At 64.4% G+C, this 17563-nt stretch carries 18 protein-coding genes; 4 read left to right on the top strand and 14 right to left on the bottom strand.

All coding sequences use genetic code 11. The features are described 5' to 3' along the window. Nucleotides 1-24 precede the first annotated feature (24 nt). Nucleotides 25-1011 carry a cell division protein FtsX gene (locus HUI96_RS05070; protein ID WP_188253559.1) on the bottom strand — a complete coding sequence of 329 codons (987 nt, stop codon included), beginning with the start codon at nt 1009-1011 and terminating at the stop codon, nt 25-27. After that, nucleotides 1004-1663: a cell division ATP-binding protein FtsE gene (gene ftsE, locus HUI96_RS05065; RefSeq protein WP_188253558.1), complete on the bottom strand. Its 660-nt coding sequence runs from the start codon at nt 1661-1663 to the stop codon at nt 1004-1006. The genes HUI96_RS05070 and ftsE overlap by 8 nt, the downstream gene beginning before the upstream one ends. A gap of 188 nt (nt 1664-1851) precedes the next feature. On the opposite strand from ftsE, the gene HUI96_RS05060 reads away from it, so the two are divergent. Together HUI96_RS05060 and hpt are read left to right on the top strand one after the other, a co-directional pair. Continuing rightward, complete coding sequence (locus HUI96_RS05060; protein ID WP_188253557.1) at nt 1852-2403, top strand: hypothetical protein; 552 nt, start codon at nt 1852-1854, stop codon at nt 2401-2403. Nucleotides 2404-2414: 11 nt separating this feature from the next. Then, complete coding sequence (gene hpt / locus HUI96_RS05055; RefSeq protein WP_188253556.1) at nt 2415-2969, top strand: hypoxanthine phosphoribosyltransferase; 555 nt, start codon at nt 2415-2417, stop codon at nt 2967-2969. Here hpt and HUI96_RS05050 read toward each other — a convergent pair. From HUI96_RS05050 to argH, 5 genes are all read right to left on the bottom strand, one after another. Further along, complete coding sequence (locus tag HUI96_RS05050) at nt 2955-3872, bottom strand: lipid kinase (RefSeq protein ID WP_188253555.1); 918 nt, start codon at nt 3870-3872, stop codon at nt 2955-2957. The two genes, hpt and HUI96_RS05050, sit on opposite strands and share 15 nt — an antisense overlap. Before the next feature lie 147 nt (nt 3873-4019). Further along, entirely contained in the window at nt 4020-6614 is a 2595-nt protein-coding gene (locus HUI96_RS05045; RefSeq protein WP_188253554.1) for a TIGR02302 family protein, read from the bottom strand. Nucleotides 6615-6736: 122 nt separating this feature from the next. Then, a complete protein-coding gene (gene lysA / locus HUI96_RS05040) occupies nt 6737-8002 on the bottom strand; it encodes a diaminopimelate decarboxylase (protein WP_188253553.1) in 1266 nt (421 codons plus the stop codon). A gap of 9 nt (nt 8003-8011) precedes the next feature. Beyond that, nucleotides 8012-8221 carry an LPS translocon maturation chaperone LptM gene (gene lptM / locus HUI96_RS05035; protein WP_188253552.1) on the bottom strand — a complete coding sequence of 70 codons (210 nt, stop codon included), beginning with the start codon at nt 8219-8221 and terminating at the stop codon, nt 8012-8014. A 68-nt stretch (nt 8222-8289) separates the two neighbouring features. Further along, a complete protein-coding gene (gene argH / locus HUI96_RS05030) occupies nt 8290-9690 on the bottom strand; it encodes an argininosuccinate lyase (protein ID WP_188253551.1) in 1401 nt (466 codons plus the stop codon). A gap of 30 nt (nt 9691-9720) precedes the next feature. Between argH and tlpA the strand changes: the two genes are divergently transcribed. Both tlpA and HUI96_RS05020 read left to right on the top strand, forming a co-directional pair. Next, nucleotides 9721-10443, top strand: a complete 723-nt coding sequence (gene tlpA, locus HUI96_RS05025) for a thiol:disulfide interchange protein TlpA (protein ID WP_188253550.1) — start codon at nt 9721-9723, stop codon at nt 10441-10443. A gap of 121 nt (nt 10444-10564) precedes the next feature. After that, complete coding sequence (locus HUI96_RS05020) at nt 10565-12010, top strand: FAD-binding oxidoreductase (protein WP_188253549.1); 1446 nt, start codon at nt 10565-10567, stop codon at nt 12008-12010. Between the two features lie 83 nt (nt 12011-12093). On the opposite strand, the gene HUI96_RS05015 is transcribed toward HUI96_RS05020, so the two are convergent. The 7 genes from HUI96_RS05015 to HUI96_RS04985 form a co-directional block, all read right to left on the bottom strand. Continuing rightward, a complete protein-coding gene (locus tag HUI96_RS05015; RefSeq protein WP_188253548.1) occupies nt 12094-12972 on the bottom strand; it encodes a 3-hydroxybutyryl-CoA dehydrogenase in 879 nt (292 codons plus the stop codon). 211 nt (nt 12973-13183) lie between these two features. Then, the gene (locus HUI96_RS05010) at nt 13184-14113 is read right to left on the bottom strand and encodes an electron transfer flavoprotein subunit alpha/FixB family protein (protein WP_188253547.1); all 930 of its coding nucleotides are present in this window, start codon (nt 14111-14113) and stop codon (nt 13184-13186) included. 24 nt (nt 14114-14137) lie between these two features. Beyond that, entirely contained in the window at nt 14138-14887 is a 750-nt protein-coding gene (locus tag HUI96_RS05005; RefSeq protein ID WP_188253546.1) for an electron transfer flavoprotein subunit beta/FixA family protein, read from the bottom strand. Between the two features lie 192 nt (nt 14888-15079). Continuing rightward, on the bottom strand, nt 15080-15847 hold the full coding sequence (locus HUI96_RS05000) for a rhomboid family intramembrane serine protease (protein ID WP_188253545.1): 768 nt from the start codon (nt 15845-15847) through the stop codon (nt 15080-15082). A gap of 30 nt (nt 15848-15877) precedes the next feature. Continuing rightward, nucleotides 15878-16465, bottom strand: coding sequence for a cob(I)yrinic acid a,c-diamide adenosyltransferase (locus tag HUI96_RS04995; protein WP_188253544.1), 588 nt, complete (start codon nt 16463-16465; stop codon nt 15878-15880). 23 nt (nt 16466-16488) lie between these two features. Continuing rightward, a complete protein-coding gene (locus HUI96_RS04990; RefSeq protein WP_188253543.1) occupies nt 16489-16686 on the bottom strand; it encodes a twin transmembrane helix small protein in 198 nt (65 codons plus the stop codon). Nucleotides 16687-16708: 22 nt separating this feature from the next. After that, a complete protein-coding gene (locus HUI96_RS04985) occupies nt 16709-17542 on the bottom strand; it encodes an SDR family oxidoreductase (RefSeq protein WP_188253542.1) in 834 nt (277 codons plus the stop codon). Nucleotides 17543-17563: the final 21 nt, after the last annotated feature.

Here is a 17563-nt window from a genome sequence, read left to right as displayed (position 1 = left end):
GCCAACCCGATATCGATCGGCGCACTAACCATCGGGCTGACGAACCTCCAGGCCATGAAGATGAGCGACCACTGTGGCGTGGGAGGTGGCGGCCGTGATCGCGCCGATCAGCGCCACGATGAAGACAACCCCGGCATATCCCAGGACGCCGATGCTGAAGTTGCCGAACAGCGCCATCGCCTGATCCGCCTGTGGCGTCGCCAGATTGCGCGAGGACCAGAGCGAAAATCCGAGGAATACGAGGACGGCCGCGAAGCCGCCTGCGACGGCGCCTTTCATCCCGGTCACGAGGAAATTGCGGCGGAATTCCTTTGCAATGAAACGTGCTTCTGCTCCGACGAAGTGCAGCACCTCGATGATGTGGCCGTTGCCGGCCATGGCCCCACGCGTGGCGAACACGACCGTCAGCACCGTCGCCAGGAGGATCAGCGCCAGCACCGTAAGGCCTATCGTGACGGTGGTGCGCGACATGGAGACGAGACGGTCGACCCATGTTCGGTGATCATCGAGGATAAGGCCGGGCACTTTCTCCGTCAGCGCGCTGCGCAGAGCGGCGAAGTCAGGCGGACTGGCCCGGTCGACGGTCAGGATGACGAGCCGCGGGACGGGCAGTTCGTCCATGTTCAGCCCGGCCCCCAGCCAGGGCTCCAGCAGCCGCGCGGTGGCGTTCCGATCGATGATCCGGGTGCCGGTCACGCCGGGAAAACCGCCGGCGATGCTTGCCGATTCGGCGAGGGCGGCCTCCATGTCGAGCCCTTCATCGGGCTTGATCTGGATGGTCGCCTCCCGCGCGATCTGGGTCTGCCAGGCCGCAGCCGTGTCGCGAACCATGGTGACGGCGCCGAGCGTGAGGCAGGAAAGGAAGGTCATGATGGCGATGACCAGGACCAGCGCGTTGCCGGCCACCCCGCGGGCCGGAACGATCGGGGCCTGGCCCTTCCGCACCCGCTCCTTGGCCCTCTCTGCCCCGGCGCCACTGTTGGCCGAGACTTCGACCGGCATCTCAATCATAGATGTCCAGCCTTCCGTTCGACAGGATCATGCGTCTTGCATCCACCTGTTCCATCAGTCCAAGGTCGTGCGTGGCGATAACGACGGCAGTGCCCAGCCGGTTCAACTCGATGAACAGGCGCAGCAGGCGGCGGGCCAAGGGCGGATCGACATTTCCGGTCGGCTCGTCCGCCAGCAGGATCTCCGGCTGTTCGATCAGCGCGCGCGCGATCGCGGCGCGCTGCTTCTCGCCACCCGAAAGCACCGGTGGCAGCACGTGCATCCGCTCGCCCAGTCCCACCCACTTGAGGAGTTCCGAGACATCGGACCGGTAGCTCGATTCCTCGCGGCCGCGCACCCTGAGCGGCAGGGCGACGTTCTCGTAGGTCGTCATGTGGTCGAGCAGCCGGAAATCCTGGAAGACGATGCCGATGCGTCGACGCAGTAGCGGCAAGTCCCGGGGCGTGATGCGCGAACGATCCTTGCCGAACATTTGGATGAGCCCGCGCGTCGGCTTCAGCGACATGAAGAGAAGTCGCAGCAGCGTGGTCTTGCCGGCGCCGGAAGGGCCGCTGAGGAACTGGAAGGAACTCGGCGGGATCTGAAAGGAGATGTCCCGGAGGATCTCCGGTCCCATTCCGTAGCGCAGGCCGACATTTTCAAAGCGGATCAAGGCCGGTCTCGGTTTGGCAATGCTCAATTCGGGAGATTTCAACGCGAGCTTTGTCCCCGCATGGTTAACCGCCGGTTAAGGGGACCCGGATCAAATGGCAACTGCGCCGGTTTCAGCCACCTCCGCAAGAGTTTGGGACTCGAAGAATGGTCCAGATGCCATATGCAAGCGCAGTTCCCGGCGAAATCATGGCTGCAAGCAATAGACGGGCCGCCAAGCAGCCGGGCGACGTCATCGACGCCGAGTTCGAGACGGTGGGCCCGCAGGCTCAGAAAGCCGGCCGTATCGATCCGCGGGAGGTCGGTCTCAATGGGCTGACGTGTCGCGTCCCCACCTCCACCCGCCTGTTTGACAGACGAGGCGGCGTGGCCTTCTGGCTCACTGGAATGACGCTCGTCGCAAGTGCGTTCTGGATCTCGGGCGGACATACGCTCGCCCGCAACTTCCTGCCGGGTGGCGAGACCGCCGCCCCGACGATTTCTGGACTGACTGCGAGGATCGATGCTTCGGGCGCCCGGCATCTCCTGCTCGTCGACGGCACCGCCTCGAACGAGGGAACAAGACAGGTCAAGCTCCCGTTCCTGACCATCAGCGTTTCCGCCAGGGACGGCTCCGTGACGCGCTACAAGCTGGGGACATCATCGCCCAGCCTCGCCTCTGGAGAACGATTCGCCTTTTCGAGCCGCCTCGACGTCCCTAGAAGCGGCGTTAAATCAGTGGCCGTCAGCTTCGCCGAATAGGAGCCCCTTCCATGCCGGTCGTGCGCAACAAAGAAATCGAGGTGCTGTTCAGCGCCTCTACAATCGCCCGGCGCAATCTGGAGCTCGCCAAGGAGATCGCCGCGCACGACTACCACGACCTTCTGGTCATCTCAGTGCTGAAGGGCTCATTCATCTTCGCGGCCGACCTGATCCGCGCCATGCACGACGTCGGTCTTTCGCCCGAAGTCGAGTTCATCTTCATCTCCAGCTACGGCGCGGGAACGACCAGCGGCCAAGTCCGCGTGCTGCGCGACATCGACAACGAGGTCAACGGCCGCGACGTATTGCTGATCGACGACATCCTCGAGTCGGGTAAGACGCTGCAATTCACGAAGGAACTGATGATGTCGCGCGGCGCGCGCAGTTGCTCGATCGCGGTGCTGCTCGACAAGAGGATGCGGCGCCAGACGACGCTGGAAGCCGATTTCGTCGGCTTCGAGTGCCCCGATTATTTCGTAGTCGGCTACGGCATGGACGTGGCGCACGCCTTCCGCGAGCTACCATTTGTGGGAGTGGTCAAGGGCGATGCCTCAAGCGCCGCCTAGTCCGGCAGCCGGCTCGGGCGGAATGAAGACACGTATCGCCTTCGTCCTGATCCGGAATTCAGCCGGCGTATAGGTCGTCAGTTCCCCATCCGTATTGACCGCACGCGGCCACTTTGTGCGGATTGTCACCTGGGTCGTCTGGAAGGCGCGCACATCGTCCCATCTGCCATGCGTGCCCTTGCGCAGGCTGGGCAGCAGCGCGAGCAGCCGCCACCAGTGGTCGACTTCCAGGCTATAGAGATCGAGCTTGCCGTCATCCGCGGTCGCAGTCTCCTCGACCGTCAGGCCGCCGCCATAGTGCCGGCCGTTCCCCACTGAAATCTGCAGCGTCCGGATCTTCTCCGTCTCGCCGTCGTGCTCGAGATAGGCGCTGAACAGGCGCGAGCGCATCAGCAAGCGCGCGGCGACGATGCCGTAACCCATAACTCCCCAGCGCTTCTTGGCCCGCGCGGTCAGTTCGGCCGCGAGTTCGGCGCTGAAGCCGATGCTGGCGACATTGAAGAAGAGGTGTCCGTTCACCTCGCCGAGATCGACCGTGTGGAGTTGCCCGGCCTTTATCACCTCTGCCGCCTGAACCGGATCGGGCGGAATGCCCAGCGTGCGCGCGAAGTCATTGGCTGTGCCAAGTGGCAGAACCCCTAGTGGCAGCCCGGTTTCGACCAGCGCCGGGGCAGCCCCGTTGAGCGTGCCGTCGCCGCCGCCGACGATCACCAGATCGATCTCAGAGGCGTCGCGGCGAATGACATCAGAGATCGTGTCGCCGTCCGAAATCCTGGTTTCGCGAATCTCGAAACCGGCATCGCTCAACAGTTCGATCGCCGGGTCGACCGAGGACGACCCGCTCCGCGCCCGCGGATTAATCACCAGCAAGGCTCTCTTCTTGGACGAATCCTCAGGCTGCACGAATGGCTCCCGGCGGAGTGCTCACGTCGAAGGTGGACCGCAGGAGCTAAATAGGACGGATCGGATCACCGGCGAGGTCCCGGCTTGCAAAGGCCAACTGGCCGCGAGCGTCTCTTTTTGCCCACCACTGCCCAAGAGGTTAGTGGGCTACTGCAGCCGCAGCAGCCGCTCCAGATAATCTCGCTCCAGTTCCGGGCTGAGCGCGTTGCCGAGCCGCTTGCGGATGGCGTCGAGGATCTGTCGCGCGCGCTGGATGTCGATCTCGTCGGGCACCTTAACCGACTCGCCAAAATCCGGACCGGTCGTGGCACGCGGACGACCGAGCGGATCACGGTCGGCGTTGCGCTGGCGTCCGCCTTCTCGCCCCTCGCCTTCCTCGCCCTGCATGGCCTGCTGCATCTGCTGCATCATGTCCTGGGCGCCCTTGCGCAGCGCCTCGAGGGCCCTGCCCTGTTCGCCGACAGCCCGGTCGCCCTGGCCTTCGCCCAGCGCGCCCTCGGCCTGGCCCATGGCGTCGCCTGCCTCGCCAAAGCCCTCGCCTGGCTTGATGCCCATGCCTTCGAGACCCTTCGTCAGCGAATCCAGATCGCCCTTCAGCTTGCCCTGGCCTTCCTGCAACTGCTTCATGGCGTCGGCGAACTCCTCGGGCGTCATGCCCTTGCCTTGCTGACCTTGCTGACCCTGTTGGCCTTGCTGCTGGTCCCCCTGCTCGCCCATGTCGCCGAACTGCTGCTCGCCATCCTGGCCGCGCTGTCCGCGCTGCCTCTGATCCATGCGGAAGGTCTCGTTCATCATCTCCTGCTGGCGCCGGATGATGTCGCCGAGCTTGTTCATCTGCTGGCGCATCTCGCTCTGCTCGCCGTCTTCGCCGGGCTGCCGCTGGCGGTTCGCCTGCAGATTGTTCATCATATCCTGAAGCTGCGAGAGCAGTTGCTCGGCCTGGTCGCGGTTACCCGATTTCGCCAGGTTCTCGATCTGGTCCATCATCCGTTCCAGATCGCTCTGGCGCAGTTCCTGGCCCTGCTGCGGCGCCTGCATGGCGGTGTTGGGGTCCTTCATGGCGCGCTCGGCGAACTCCTTCAGGAATTCATTCATGGCCTGGCGCAGTTCCTTCATCAGCCGGTCGATCTCCTCGTCGCTGGCGCCGTCCCGCAGCGCCTGCTTGAGTGCTTCCTGCGCCTGCTGCAGCCGCTTCTCGGCGTCGGAGAGGGCACCGTTCTCGATCTGCAGCGCCATGTTCCAGAAGTAGTCGGCGACCTCGCGCAGCTGGTCGTCGGTCTGGGCCATGTCGAGGCGGGTGCGCCCCGCCATCAGGCCGAGATAGTGCGAAGGATTGTCGAAGGTGTCCTCGGGGCGCAGCGTGATCGCGTCGATCAACTGCATGACCTGCGGCTTCTCGTTGGCGTCGAGCGAGAGGATCTTGCGAAGCTCGACCACGGCCCTCGCCAGCGGATTTTGGAACGGATGCTCGGGTAGGACGATAGTCTTGGTCTCGGATGTCCCTTCCTGGCCCTTGTGATCGACGGCGGTCAGCGAGAGCGTCACGCGGCTGCCGGCCCAGACATGTTCGGTCAGGTCGCGGTTCGTCTTCCCCGCGGTCTGTCCCTTGCGAGGCACCGAGATCGGCATCTCCGGCGCTCCATAGAGCGGCCGTGCGTCCTCGGGCGGCGGTTCCTCGAGGGCGAAGTTCGACTTGGCCGATGCAGCGCCGTAGTCGTCATTTATCTCGTAGCGAAGCTCGAGAGCTCCATTCACCGCTCGCTTCGGCTCGTCGGCAAAGCGGATCACCGGCGGCTTGTCCGGCGTGACCGCAAAGGCCCAGTTCTGCACATCCCGCTCCCCGGAGCGCAGAGCGAGTTCGCCATCCACCTTCAAGGTTCCGGTGAACTGCCGAGGCGCGGCGTTGGCATGAGACCCAACGGCGGACGCCTCCGATTGCTTTTCCGCCTCCGCGCCCTTCACTGGGATGTCGGTCACCGCGCCCTGGAGATCGGTGAAAGCGAGCGTCTCGTCGCCGCTGCCTCCGGTCACGCGCAGCGAGACTTCGCTGCCTTCCGGGACCGTGTAGCTGCGCGTCTCCGTGTTGTTTTCGGCGGTGAGGAAGATCGGCGCCTTGCCGGTGTAGGGGGGCGGCGTCACCCAGGCATCAATGCGCGCGGGCACCGGCGCCGCGAATGCCACCGTGCGGAATGCGTCCTGCAGCGATCCGCCGCGGGGGCCCAACGAGAAGGCGAATGCAATCACCAAGAGCAGCGCGGCTGCAGCGCGAAGACCCCACGGGTCGCGATCCGGCACGCCCGTTCGGGGCAGGTCGCCGCTCACGCCGACGAGTTTTTCCGACATGCGCCGCCGGTGCTCGCGCCACAGCGCCTGGGCGAAGCTGTTCTCGGTTCCTGCCAGCTTGTCCGTCTGTGCCAGCAGCGGCGTGTGGACGAGTTCGTTCGCCGCTTCGATGCGCCGGTCGATCTCTTCCGGCTGCGGCTTGCGATAGGAGCGGAGGATATAGAGGCAGGCGATGAGTGCGATCGCGAACGCCCCCAGCACGCACAGGCGCAGCCAGTCCGGCATCAGGCGGAACCCGCCAAGCCAGGAAAGGCTCGCGAACAGGCTGACGGTGACGAGGAGGGGGAGGACCAGCGGCCAAAGGCGCTCGAGCGTCATCGCGGCGCGCGTGGCGAGCCTCGTCTGCATCAAACGTCTGGAAAACGGGAGATGTCTCGTAGTGTCAGAGGCGTCCGTCATCGGCCCTTCCGGCTGCGGCCGCACCTGGGCACGGCCTCTCGGCAATCGAGGATAGCAGCAAACCGGGCAAAGGCGAGGCATTTACATAATCGTGATGCCCGGCGGACCCGCGTCCTGTCGCCTCATAACCAGTCCGGAACCGAGTCGTGGCCGATAAGTTCCTCATAGCTCAGCCTTGGCCGGATCACGTGGAACCTGTCGCCGTTGACCAGGACTTCGGGGACGAGCAGCCGCGTGTTGTAGGTGTTGGCCTGGACGGCGCCATAGGCCCCGGCTGTGCCGACCGCGATGAGATCGCCGGGTGCGAGCCTCGGCAGGTCGCGTTCATGCCCAAGGAAATCGCCCGTCTCGCAGACCGGTCCGACCACGTCGACCTTCATCCGCGGCGCATCCAGGGGCTGCTGCACGACCGGGAAGATCTCATGGAAGGCATCGTAAAGGGTCGGCCGGATCAGGTCGTTCATCGCGACGTCGACGATCAGGAAGTTCCGCGCATCCCCTTCCTTGAGATAAATGACCTCCGAGACGAGAATGCCGGCATTGGCCACCAGCAGCCGGCCCGGCTCGAAGATGGCCTTCACCCCGAGACCTGCCGCGTGACGCTGCACGATTGCCGCATAGGCCTCCGGATGCGGCGGCGGCTCGTTGTCACGGCGATACGGGACGCCAAGGCCGCCGCCGAAGTCTACATGCTCGATCGTGTGGCCGTCGGCCCGCAGCGTCGTTACCAGTTCCGCCAGCAGCGCGAAGGCGGCATCGAAAGGCTGCAGATCGGTGATCTGGCTGCCGATGTGCATGTCGATGCCGGTGACCCGGATGCCCGGCAATTCGGCCGCCCGGCGGTACACCTCTCTCGCGCGCTGCCACGGAATGCCGAACTTGTTCTCGGCGCTGCCCGTCGAGATCTTCTTATGGCTCTTGGCGTCGACGTCGGGGTTAATGCGCAGCGAAACCGGCGCGGTCTTGCCGGCCGCCACCGCGCGCCGCGAGAGAAGCTCCAGTTCCGGTTCGGACTCGATATTGAAGCAAAGGATCCCGGCCGCGAGCGCGAAATCCATTTCCTGCGCGGTCTTGCCGACGCCCGAGAACAGGACCTTTTCCGCAGACACCCCCGCGGCGAGCGCCCGTCGCAGTTCGCCCTCCGAGACGACGTCCGCACCCGCGCCCAGCTTCGCCAGCGTACGGATGACAGCCTGGTTGGAATTTGCCTTCATTGCGTAGCAGACGAGCGCGTCGAGCCCCGAAAGAGCGCTACGGAAGACGTTGTAGTGCCGTTCGAGCGTCGCCGTCGAATAGCAATAGAACGGCGTACCCACCGCGCGTGCGATCTCGGGCACGGGCACGTCCTCGGCGTGCAGTACGCCGTCGCGGAATTCGAAGTGGTTCATGGGTGGAGGTTATTGGATGATCTTGTCGAGGATGAACGGCTTGTCCTCGACCGGTTTCTGCGGCTCGGGCGGGACCGGCTGGCCGGCCCTCTCGGCATCCTTGCGCGCCTGCACGGCGGCGTCATATGGCGTGTCCAGATCGCCCTTGCGCCCGCAGCCGGCGGCCACGCCAAGAGCGGCAACAACCGCAAATGTAACCACCAGCCGAGAAGCGATCATCGAACCAACCACGCCAAGAGATATGCGGCCGCTTGTAGCGGAGTTTGCGCCGCAATGCATCCTGGGATTTAGCCGCGCGCCAGCCGCTTCTTCCAGTAGCGGATCTGCCGTCTGACCTCCGCCGGTGCGGTGCCGCCGAAGGACTTGCGGCTCTCGACCGATTTCTTCACCGAGAGCACCGAGAACACGTCTTCACTGATGCCGGGATGGATGCCCTGCAGGTCCGACAGCGCAAGTTTCGGCAAGGTCGTCTTCTTCGCCTCGGCAAGCGCGACGACGCGGCCCGTGACATGATGCGCCTCGCGGAAGGGAAGACCGAGCTCGCGCACTAGCCAGTCGGCGAGGTCGGTCGCTGTGGAATGGCCCGAGCCCGCCGCCTGCAGCATCGCCCTGGTGTCGATCGTCATATCTCCGATCATGCCAGTCATGGCGGCGAGCATCAGGTCGAGCGTCTCCGCCGCGTCGAAGACCGCTTCCTTGTCCTCCTGCATGTCCTTCGAATAGGTGAGCGGCAGGCCCTTCATCACCGTGAGCAGGCCGATCAGATGGCCGTTGACACGGCCCGTCTTGGCCCGCACCAGTTCCGCCGCGTCCGGGTTCTTCTTCTGCGGCATGATCGAGGAGCCCGTCGAAAACGAGTCCGACAGTTTTACGAAGCCGAACTGCGGCGTTGACCAGATGACAATCTCCTCCGCCAGCCGCGAAAGATGCGTCGCGCAGATCGCCGCGATCGAAAGGAACTCCAGGGCGAAGTCGCGGTCCGATACGCTGTCCAGCGAATTGCGCGTCGGCTCGCGGAAACCCAGCGCCTCGGCGGTCATGTGCCGGTCAATCGGGAAGCCGGTGCCGGCGAGCGCGGCCGCACCCAGCGGCGATTCGTCCATACGCTCGATAGCATCGCGCACGCGCGACAGGTCGCGCCCGAACATCTCGACATAAGCCATACAGTGATGGCCGAAGGTGACCGGCTGCGCCGACTGCATGTGCGTGAAGCCTGGCATCACGGTCGCGGCATGCTCCTCGGCGCGGGCGAGAAATGCGGCGATCAGACCCTTCAGCGCCTCCGCCACGCGGAAAAGCTCATCCTTGACCCAGAGGCGGAAGTCGACGGCGACCTGGTCGTTACGCGAGCGCGCAGTGTGCAGGCGCCCGGCCGCCGGCCCGATCAGATCGGCCAGCCGCGCCTCGACGTTCATGTGGATGTCCTCCAGCGCGGTGGAGAAAGTGAACGTCCCGCTTTCGATCTCCTCCAGAATTTTCCGCAGACCCTCGGCGATCTTCTGCTGATCGTCGGCCGAAATGATGCCGGTCTTGGCCAGCATCTCCGAATGCGCGATCGAGCCTCTTATATCCTGGGCGTAGAGCTTTTTATCAAAGCCGATGGACGCGTTGATGGCCTCCATGATGGCGGCGGGACCCGAGGCAAAACGTCCGCCCCACATCGCGTTGCTGGCCTTGTCGCTGCCCATCGTGCTACCCCGGCTCCGGAGATTTCTAGAATGACTGACCGCAAGGAAAAGAGACTGTTCCCCGCCTGGCGCGCGGTGATGCTCGCCATGGTGGCCGGTGTGTTTGCCGGCGCGGTCGGGGTATATGTCACCGGAGGCTTTTCTGGCAACAACGCTGCCTCGACCAGGCCCGGCGGAACGCTTGCCGGTGCGACTCCAGACCAGTCGCAGAACCCCATAGCCGCGGACGACACCTGCCCTGCGAAGGCCGACCACGCCAAGACTCTTGCCGATGCCGCTGTCGGCCAGGTCGCGGCGATGCTGCCTGCCGACCCGCCGCAGTCGCTGAAGACACTTGCGTTCCATGATCCGGCCGGCAAGCCGATGACGCTGGCGGACAGGGCCGACAAGACCATCCTTCTCAACCTCTGGGCAACCTGGTGCGCGCCCTGCCGCGCCGAGATGCCGTCTCTGGATGCGCTCCAGAAAGAAAAGGGGAACGATCGTTTCGAGGTGATCGCGGTGAACGTCGACACCGGAGACGATACGAAGCCGAAGAAATTCCTGGAAGAGACCAAGGTCGGCGCATTGGGCTACTATCGCGACAACACGCTTGATCTCTTCAACGACCTCAAGAAGCGAGGTTTGGCGCTGGGCCTGCCGGTGACGCTGCTTATCGATGGCGAGGGCTGCCTCCTCGCCCACATGAACGGCCCGGCCGAGTGGGCGAGCGACGACGCCAAGCACCTGATCGAGGCCGCAATAGCTGATTGAATGCCGGCTTCGACCGGACGAGCCATGAGCCTGTCCGGATCTTCATGGCCCGCCTTGTGCACTGCCGCATAGTGGCGCACAATTCGGCTGGGGGATGGTCACACCCAAACGGGAGACTGTCATGACCACCAGCCTCAATCTCATCACCCTAGGATCAGGCAGGATCGCAATCGACGCGGCGGTGCTGGAGGCGCTCCCCGCCGGTTTGCGCGGCAGCGTGCTTCGCGAGGAGGATGACGCCTATGACGGGGCGCGCGTCATCTGGAATGCCATGATCGATCGGAAACCAGGGCTTATCGTGCGCTGCGCCGGGGCCGCCGACGTAATGCAGGCAATCCGCTTTGCGCGTGACAATCAGCTTCTGGTGGCCGTTCGCGGCGGCGGTCACAATATCGCCGGCAGCGCGCTGTGCGACGGCGGTCTGATGATCGATCTGTCGCCGATGCGGTCGGTACGCGTCGATGTGGCAACCGACAGGGCCTGGGTGGAGCCGGGCGCCACGCTTGCCGACGTGGACAAGGAAACGCAGGCGTTCGGACTGGCGGTGCCCACCGGGATCAACTCGACCACCGGCATTGCCGGGCTCACGCTGGGCGGCGGCTTCGGTTGGCTGACCCGCAAGTACGGGCTGACATGCGACAGCCTCCTGTCGGCCGATGTCGTCACCGCCGATGGCGAACTGGTGCGTGCGAGCGCCACGGAAAACCCCGACCTTTTCTGGGCGCTCCGCGGAGGTGGCGGCAATTTCGGCATCGTCACGGCCTTCGAATTCAAGTTGCACAAGGTTGGCCCGGAGGTTCTGTCCGGGCTGGTCGTGCATCCATTCGCGGATGCGCAAACAGTGCTGCGCGAATACCGCGAGGCGCTTGCGGCGGCGCCCGACGAATTCACCACCTGGGTGGTTATGCGCAAGGCGCCGCCGCTGCCCTTCCTGCCGGCCGAATGGCACGGCAAGGAGGTGCTGGTTCTTGCCATGTGCGATTGCGGGCCAATCGAGAAGGGCGAGGAGGCGGCAGCCAGGATGCGGGCGATCGGCAATCCGATCGCCGATGTCGTCGGCCCCCACCCGTTCACCGGCTGGCAGCAGGCGTTCGACCCGCTGCTTGCACCGGGCGCGCGCAACTACTGGAAGAGCCATGACTTTGCCGAGCTTTCAGACGAGGCAATCGACCTGCTGATTGAGGCGGTTCGCGAATTGCCTGGACCCGAATGCGAGATATTCATCGGCTATGTCGGCGGTGCGGCCAGCCGCATTCCGGCAGACGCGACTGCCTTCCCGCAGCGCCTGCCGCATTTCGTCATGAATGTGCATGCGCGTTGGCGCGATCCGGCGATGGACAAGGAGTGCATCGACTGGGCACGGCGCGTCTATGAAGGCGGCAAGCCGTTCGCCATCGGCACGGCCTATATCAACTTCATGCCGGGAGACGAGGTCGATCGCGTGGAGGCGGCCTATGGCGCCAACTATCGGCACCTGACGGAGATCAAGCAGCACTACGACCCGCAAAACATGTTCCGGATGAACCAGAACGTGCGACCCGATGTGGGACTTCAGGCTGCCGAATAGGGGCGGAAGCGCGGCGGGTGGTTTTTCTGGAACTGAGACCGATACGGCGACCCTCACCATTGGGGCCGCCGCTATCGTTAGATCTACCGCGTTGGGACTGGGTGCTCGCCGCGGTAATCGTAAAAGCCACGGCCGCTCTTCCTGCCCAGCCAGCCTGCCTCGACATACTTCACCAGCAGCGGACAAGGCCGGTATTTCGAGTCAGACAGGCCATCATGCAGCACCTGCATGATCGATAGGCAGGTGTCGAGCCCGATGAAGTCGGCCAACTGCAGCGGCCCCATCGGATGGTTGGCGCCGAGCTTCATGGCCGTGTCGATCGCTTCAACCGTGCCCACGCCCTCGTAGAGGGTGTAGATCGCCTCGTTGATCATCGGCAGCAGGATGCGGTTGACGATGAAGGCCGGAAAATCCTCCGAGACCGTCGTCGTCTTGCCGAGCCGGGTGACGAACTCCTTGGCGGTCTCGAAGGTCTCGTTCTCCGTGGCGATGCCGCGCACGAGTTCGACCAGCTTCATCACCGGGACCGGGTTCATAAAATGGATCCCGATGAAACGCTCGGCCCGGTCGGTCGCCGATGCAAGCCTTGTCACCGAGATCGACGACGTGTTCGTGGCGAGGATCGCCTCCGGGTTCAGCACCGGACAGAGTTGCGCGAAGATCTTGCGCTTGATCGACTCGTCTTCAGTCGCCGCCTCGATCACGAGGTCGCAGCCTGCGAGGTCCTGCAAATTTGGCGCCGGAGCGATGCGCGCCAGCGCGGCCTGTCGCTCGCCTTCGCTCAGTTTCCCATGGGAAACCTGGCGGGCCATGTTGCCGTTGATGGTGGCGATGCCCTTTTCGATCCGGTCGGGCGAGATGTCGTAGAGGAGCACGCTGTATCCTGCGAGAGCCGCGACATGGGCGATCCCGCTGCCCATCTGCCCTGCCCCGACGATCCCGACCGTCTCGATCCTACTCATGACACCTGTCCCTATTCGCCTTTAGACGCTGGGTGATATTGCAGTGCACACTAAAGGGATTGGCCGCGTTCCGTCCAGAGGCTGCACGGATTTTGCCCAGCCTGTGATGCGAAAGTAGAAGTTTTGGGCAGCTTTCCCCAATGTCGCACAAGAAAAGGGCCGAAGCGGCGACGCGCTCCGGCCCTTGCTTTCGGTTAGCAATCCCGAACGGCTACAGCGCCTTCTCGAGCTCCGGCAGGATCGTGAACAGGTCGCCGACGATGCCGTAGTCGGCGACCTGGAAGATCGGCGCCTCCTCGTCCTTGTTGATGGCGACGATCACCTTCGAATCCTTCATGCCGGCGAGGTGCTGGATCGCGCCGGAGATGCCGACGGCGATGTAAAGCTGCGGCGCTACCACCTTGCCGGTCTGTCCGACCTGCCAGTCGTTCGGCGCATAGCCGGCATCGACCGCAGCACGCGAAGCGCCGACCGCTGCGCCGAGTTTGTCGGCCACCGGCAGGATGACCTCCTGGAATTTTTCCGACGAGCCAAGCGCGCGTCCGCCGGAGATGATGATCTTGGCCGAGGTGAGTTCCGGACGGTCGCTCTCGGAGAGCTTGTTCTCGACAAAGGTTGAGACGCCCGGGTTGGCGGCCGCAGACACCTGCTCGACCTTTGTCGATCCGCCCTGAGTGGCGGCCTGGAACGAGGCGGTGCGAACGGTGATCACCTTCTTCGGTTCGCTGGTCTGGACCGTCTGGATCGCGTTGCCGGCATAGATCGTCCGCTTAAAGGTATCGGGCGAAACGACCTCGATGATTTCCGAAACCTGCGAGACATCGAGGAGAGCGGCGATGCGCGGCGCGACGTTCTTGCCCGAGGCGGTCGCCGGCGCGACGATGGTGCCGTAGTTGCCCGCGAGCGACACGACGAGAGCAGCGAGCGGCTCGGCGAGGCGCTCGGCCAGTTCGTCGGCCTCGGCCAGCAGCACCTTGCGCACGCCCTTCAGCGCCGCGGCTGCATCGGCGGCAGCCTTGGCGGACTTGCCAGCAACCAGGATGTCGACCTCCGAGCCGATCTGAAGGGCTGCGGTCAGAGCCTTCGACGTCTGGTCGGAAAGGCTCGCATTGTCATGTTCGGCGATAAGGAGAATTGCCATGTTCTTGTTCCCTTCCTTCCGAACTTAGAGCACGCCGGCTTCGTTCTTGAGCTTGTCGACGAGTTCCTGGACCGTCTTCACCTTCACGCCCGCCTTGCGGCCGCTCGGCTCCTCGGTCTTCAACACCTTGAGGCGCGGCGCCACGTCGGCGCCGAAATCGGCCGGGGTCTTCTCGTCGAGCGGCTTCTTCTTCGCCTTCATGATGTTGGGCAGCGAAGCATAGCGCGGCTGGTTGAGGCGCAGGTCGGTCGTGACGATCGCCGGCAGCTTCAGTTCCACCGTTTGCAGGCCGCCGTCGACTTCGCGGGTGACCGTCGCCTTCTCGCCTTCGATCGCCAGCTTGGAGGCGAAGGTCGCCTGCGCCCAGTCGAGAAGCGCGGCCAGCATCTGGCCGGTCTGGTTGGCGTCGTCGTCGATCGCCTGCTTGCCGAGGATGACGAGGCCCGGCTTCTCGGCCTCGACCACGCCCTTCAGCACCTTGGCGACGCCGAGCGGCTCGACCAGCGAATCGACCTTGACCAGGATGGCACGGTCGGCGCCCATCGCCAGCGCGGTGCGCAGCGTCTCGGCAGCCTGCGCCGGTCCGATCGAGACCGCGACGATCTCCTCGACCTTGCCGGCCTCCTTGAGGCGGATCGCCTCCTCGACCGCGATCTCATCAAACGGGTTCATCGACATCTTGACGTTCGCAAGCTCGACGCCCGACCCGTCCGGCTTCACGCGGATCTTCACGTTGTAATCGACCACCCGCTTTACGGGTACGAGAACTTTCATCCGTCCTGGTCCTTCTTCTTCAGTCGCGGATGCTCCTATCAGGGCAGCCATGCCGTCATTTGCCGAAAGGCGACGAATCCGCGAAATATCCGGCCAAATTTGAATATCCCGGGCGCCGCCGGAAGCGCGGCGGAACCTAGATAGCGCAGGCCCGGCCGTCAATACGAAGGAGAGCTTCGAATCGTTTGAAGGTCACCGCCTATCCCAAGGCCCCGGCTTGGCCTGAACTGGCCTGACAGAGATCGGCTGCTCGACCATAACCGCCTTCGGGGTGACGACCTCGCGGTCGAGTAGCGGCACCGAACGCCTTCTCAGGATCAGAACGAGGAGCGCGCCGGTCAGGATGCCGCCGATGTGGCAGGCCCAGGACACCTCGTCTTCCCCGGCGATGGCGAACTTGACGAACTGGAAGCCGATCCAGAGCGCGAGCGCAATCCAGGCAGGGATGCGCAACGGGATGCGGCCGAAGGCCAGCACCCAGATCTTCACGCGTGGGTGCAGGATCAGATAGGCCGCGACGACTCCGGCGACGGCGCCCGAGGCGCCGATCAGCGGCACCTGCGAGGCGGGAGCGGCCAAGCCGTGCAGCGCCGCGCCGCCAGCCGCGCAGAGCAGGTAGAAGATCAGAAACCTGAAGTGACCGAGGGCATCCTCGACATTGTCGCCGAAGACCCAGAGGAACAGCATGTTGCCGCCGAGATGCCACAGGTCGGCATGCAGGAAGGCATAAGTGACGTAGCTCAACGGCGCCGGCAGCAAATAGAACTCCGGAGGAAGCTGGACCTCATGGAACGCAACGGAGGGGATGTAGCCGAGACCCAGGGTGGTGGCGATGCTGAACTCCTCGGAACCCATCCCGGTCAGCAGAAAGACCAGCACGTTGGCCACGATCAGGCCGATCGTGACGTACTGCATGCGGATGTGCTTGAGGCTGTTCGCGTCGTGGAGCGGAATGAACAAGGCTGGCCCCGCCCCTACCGTCTTGTTTGTTCAGCGGTTCTTGCCCGGCACCCATAGCACGTCGGATTTGCCGCTGTCATTGGCCACACGGGCCGCGACGAAGAGCAGGTCGGATGCGCGGTTGACGTATCGGACCGCCTCCGGATTGACGTGCTCTCCGGGCGTGGCCGCCAGCGCGACCATCAGACGCTCGGCGCGCCGCGTCACAGTGCGGGCCAGATGCAATGCGGCGGAGGCAGGCGAGCCGCCGGGCAGCACGAAAGAGCGCAGCGGCTCCAGCCGGGCATTTAGCTGGTCGATGTCGGCCTCCAGCCGCGTGGTCTGGGACCCGAGCATGCGCAGCGGTTCGTAGCCGAGCGGTTTGCCCTCCTTGGCTTCCGGCGTGCAGAGATCGGCGCCGAGATCGAAGAAATCGTTCTGCATCCGGCCGAGGATGGCGTCGAGCTCTGGATCGCCTGCCGCCGTGTGCAGCCGCGCCAGTCCGATGCAGGCGTTCGCCTCGTCGACCGTGCCATAGGCCTCGACCCGCAGGTCGGATTTCATGCGGCGCTCGCCAGTGCCGAGCCCCGTCGTGCCGTCGTCGCCCGTGCGCGTGTAGATCTTGTTGAGCTTGACCATTCCTTCCACCCTCCAGAAGCGCTTCAGCCTCCCCCGCGCGTCAGCCAGACCGTGATCAGGATCAGCACGAGGGCCACGAACTGCAGCATGACGCGTGCCTGCATCAGTTTGTTCGAGGTGTTGCCGGATCCGCCGCGCATCATGTTGATCAGGCCACGGATTAGCACGATCACCACGGCAGCCATGGCGACGATGGCGAGGATGTTGAAGACTGAGGCCATGTTCGTTCCGCTTGGTTGCCGCTCAGGCCTGCGAAGCCAGGACGCGGTATAGGAGTGATGCCGGCAGCAGCCGCTTGAGGACGACGCCGGCCTTGGCCGGCAGGGTCACTACATAATGCGGCCGCGGCCGAGGTGACAGGAGTGCATGGCGCAGCACCTCATAGACCGCTTCCGGCCCCAGCTTGAGACGAGAACTCGAGCCGCCCCCGCGAAGCCTGGCGAGTTGCGCCTGGTAGGCTTCCCGATGCACCGAGTTTTCGTGGTCGATGTTCTTCAGGAACCACTCGAGCCCGTTCGAGGCGATCCTGGATCTTATCGGTCCTGGCTCGATCATCGAGACATGGACGCCGGAGCCTTCCAACTCGGCCCGCATGCACAGCATCAACCCCTCCAGCGCATGCTTCGAGGCGGCATAGGCTCCACGCCATTTGACCGGCACCAAGCCGAGGATCGACGAGCAGTTCACAATGCGACCGTGTCCTTGGGCCCGCATCACCGGGACGATTCGTCGCGTCAGGTCGTGCCAGCCGAAGACATTCGCCTCGAACTGCTCGCGCAATGCCGAGACGGGCAGGTCCTCCACAGCGCCGGGCTGCGCGTAGGCGCCATTGTTGTAGAGGGCATCGAGCCGGCCGCCGGTCCGGGTGAGCACGGCGGTCACGAGGGCCTCGATTGACGCCGGCTCGCGGTAGTCCAAATAGAAGGCTTCGATGCCGTCTGCTTCCAGTGCACCGATGTCAGCGGGTTTGCGAGCCGTGGCGAAGACCTGCCAGCAGTCCCGCTTCAGTGCCCTTGCACAATGGGCGCCGATGCCCGAAGAGGCACCGGTGACGATGATCGTGCGCCCCGTCGTCAAGTCATTGATCCTGGCCAAGTC

The sequence above is a fragment of the Pseudaminobacter soli (ex Zhang et al. 2022) genome, from assembly GCF_014595955.1.
GTDB lineage: Bacteria > Pseudomonadota > Alphaproteobacteria > Rhizobiales > Rhizobiaceae > Kumtagia > Kumtagia pseudosoli.
Note: the sequence above shows the minus strand (reverse complement) of the source record. Positions and strands in the feature narration are given on the sequence as shown.

Bases quoted from the DNA above. Each gene is read 5' to 3' on its own strand.
- lysA (WP_188253553.1), bottom strand. From the start codon at position 8,002: ATGAACCACTTCGAATTCCGCGACGGCGTACTGCACGCCGAGGACGTG.
- argH (WP_188253551.1), bottom strand. From the start codon at position 9,690: ATGGGCAGCGACAAGGCCAGCAACGCGATGTGGGGCGGACGTTTTGCC.
- HUI96_RS05060 (WP_188253557.1), top strand. From the start codon at position 1,852: ATGGCTGCAAGCAATAGACGGGCCGCCAAGCAGCCGGGCGACGTCATC.
- hpt (WP_188253556.1), top strand. From the start codon at position 2,415: ATGCCGGTCGTGCGCAACAAAGAAATCGAGGTGCTGTTCAGCGCCTCT.
- HUI96_RS04990 (WP_188253543.1), bottom strand. From the start codon at position 16,686: ATGGCCTCAGTCTTCAACATCCTCGCCATCGTCGCCATGGCTGCCGTG.
- HUI96_RS05045 (WP_188253554.1), bottom strand. From the start codon at position 6,614: ATGACGGACGCCTCTGACACTACGAGACATCTCCCGTTTTCCAGACGT.
- HUI96_RS05010 (WP_188253547.1), bottom strand. From the start codon at position 14,113: ATGGCAATTCTCCTTATCGCCGAACATGACAATGCGAGCCTTTCCGAC.
- HUI96_RS05015 (WP_188253548.1), bottom strand. From the start codon at position 12,972: ATGAGTAGGATCGAGACGGTCGGGATCGTCGGGGCAGGGCAGATGGGC.
- HUI96_RS05005 (WP_188253546.1), bottom strand. From the start codon at position 14,887: ATGAAAGTTCTCGTACCCGTAAAGCGGGTGGTCGATTACAACGTGAAG.
- tlpA (WP_188253550.1), top strand. From the start codon at position 9,721: ATGACTGACCGCAAGGAAAAGAGACTGTTCCCCGCCTGGCGCGCGGTG.
- HUI96_RS05020 (WP_188253549.1), top strand. From the start codon at position 10,565: ATGACCACCAGCCTCAATCTCATCACCCTAGGATCAGGCAGGATCGCA.
- HUI96_RS04995 (WP_188253544.1), bottom strand. From the start codon at position 16,465: ATGGTCAAGCTCAACAAGATCTACACGCGCACGGGCGACGACGGCACG.
- HUI96_RS05070 (WP_188253559.1), bottom strand. From the start codon at position 1,011: ATGATTGAGATGCCGGTCGAAGTCTCGGCCAACAGTGGCGCCGGGGCA.
- lptM (WP_188253552.1), bottom strand. From the start codon at position 8,221: ATGATCGCTTCTCGGCTGGTGGTTACATTTGCGGTTGTTGCCGCTCTT.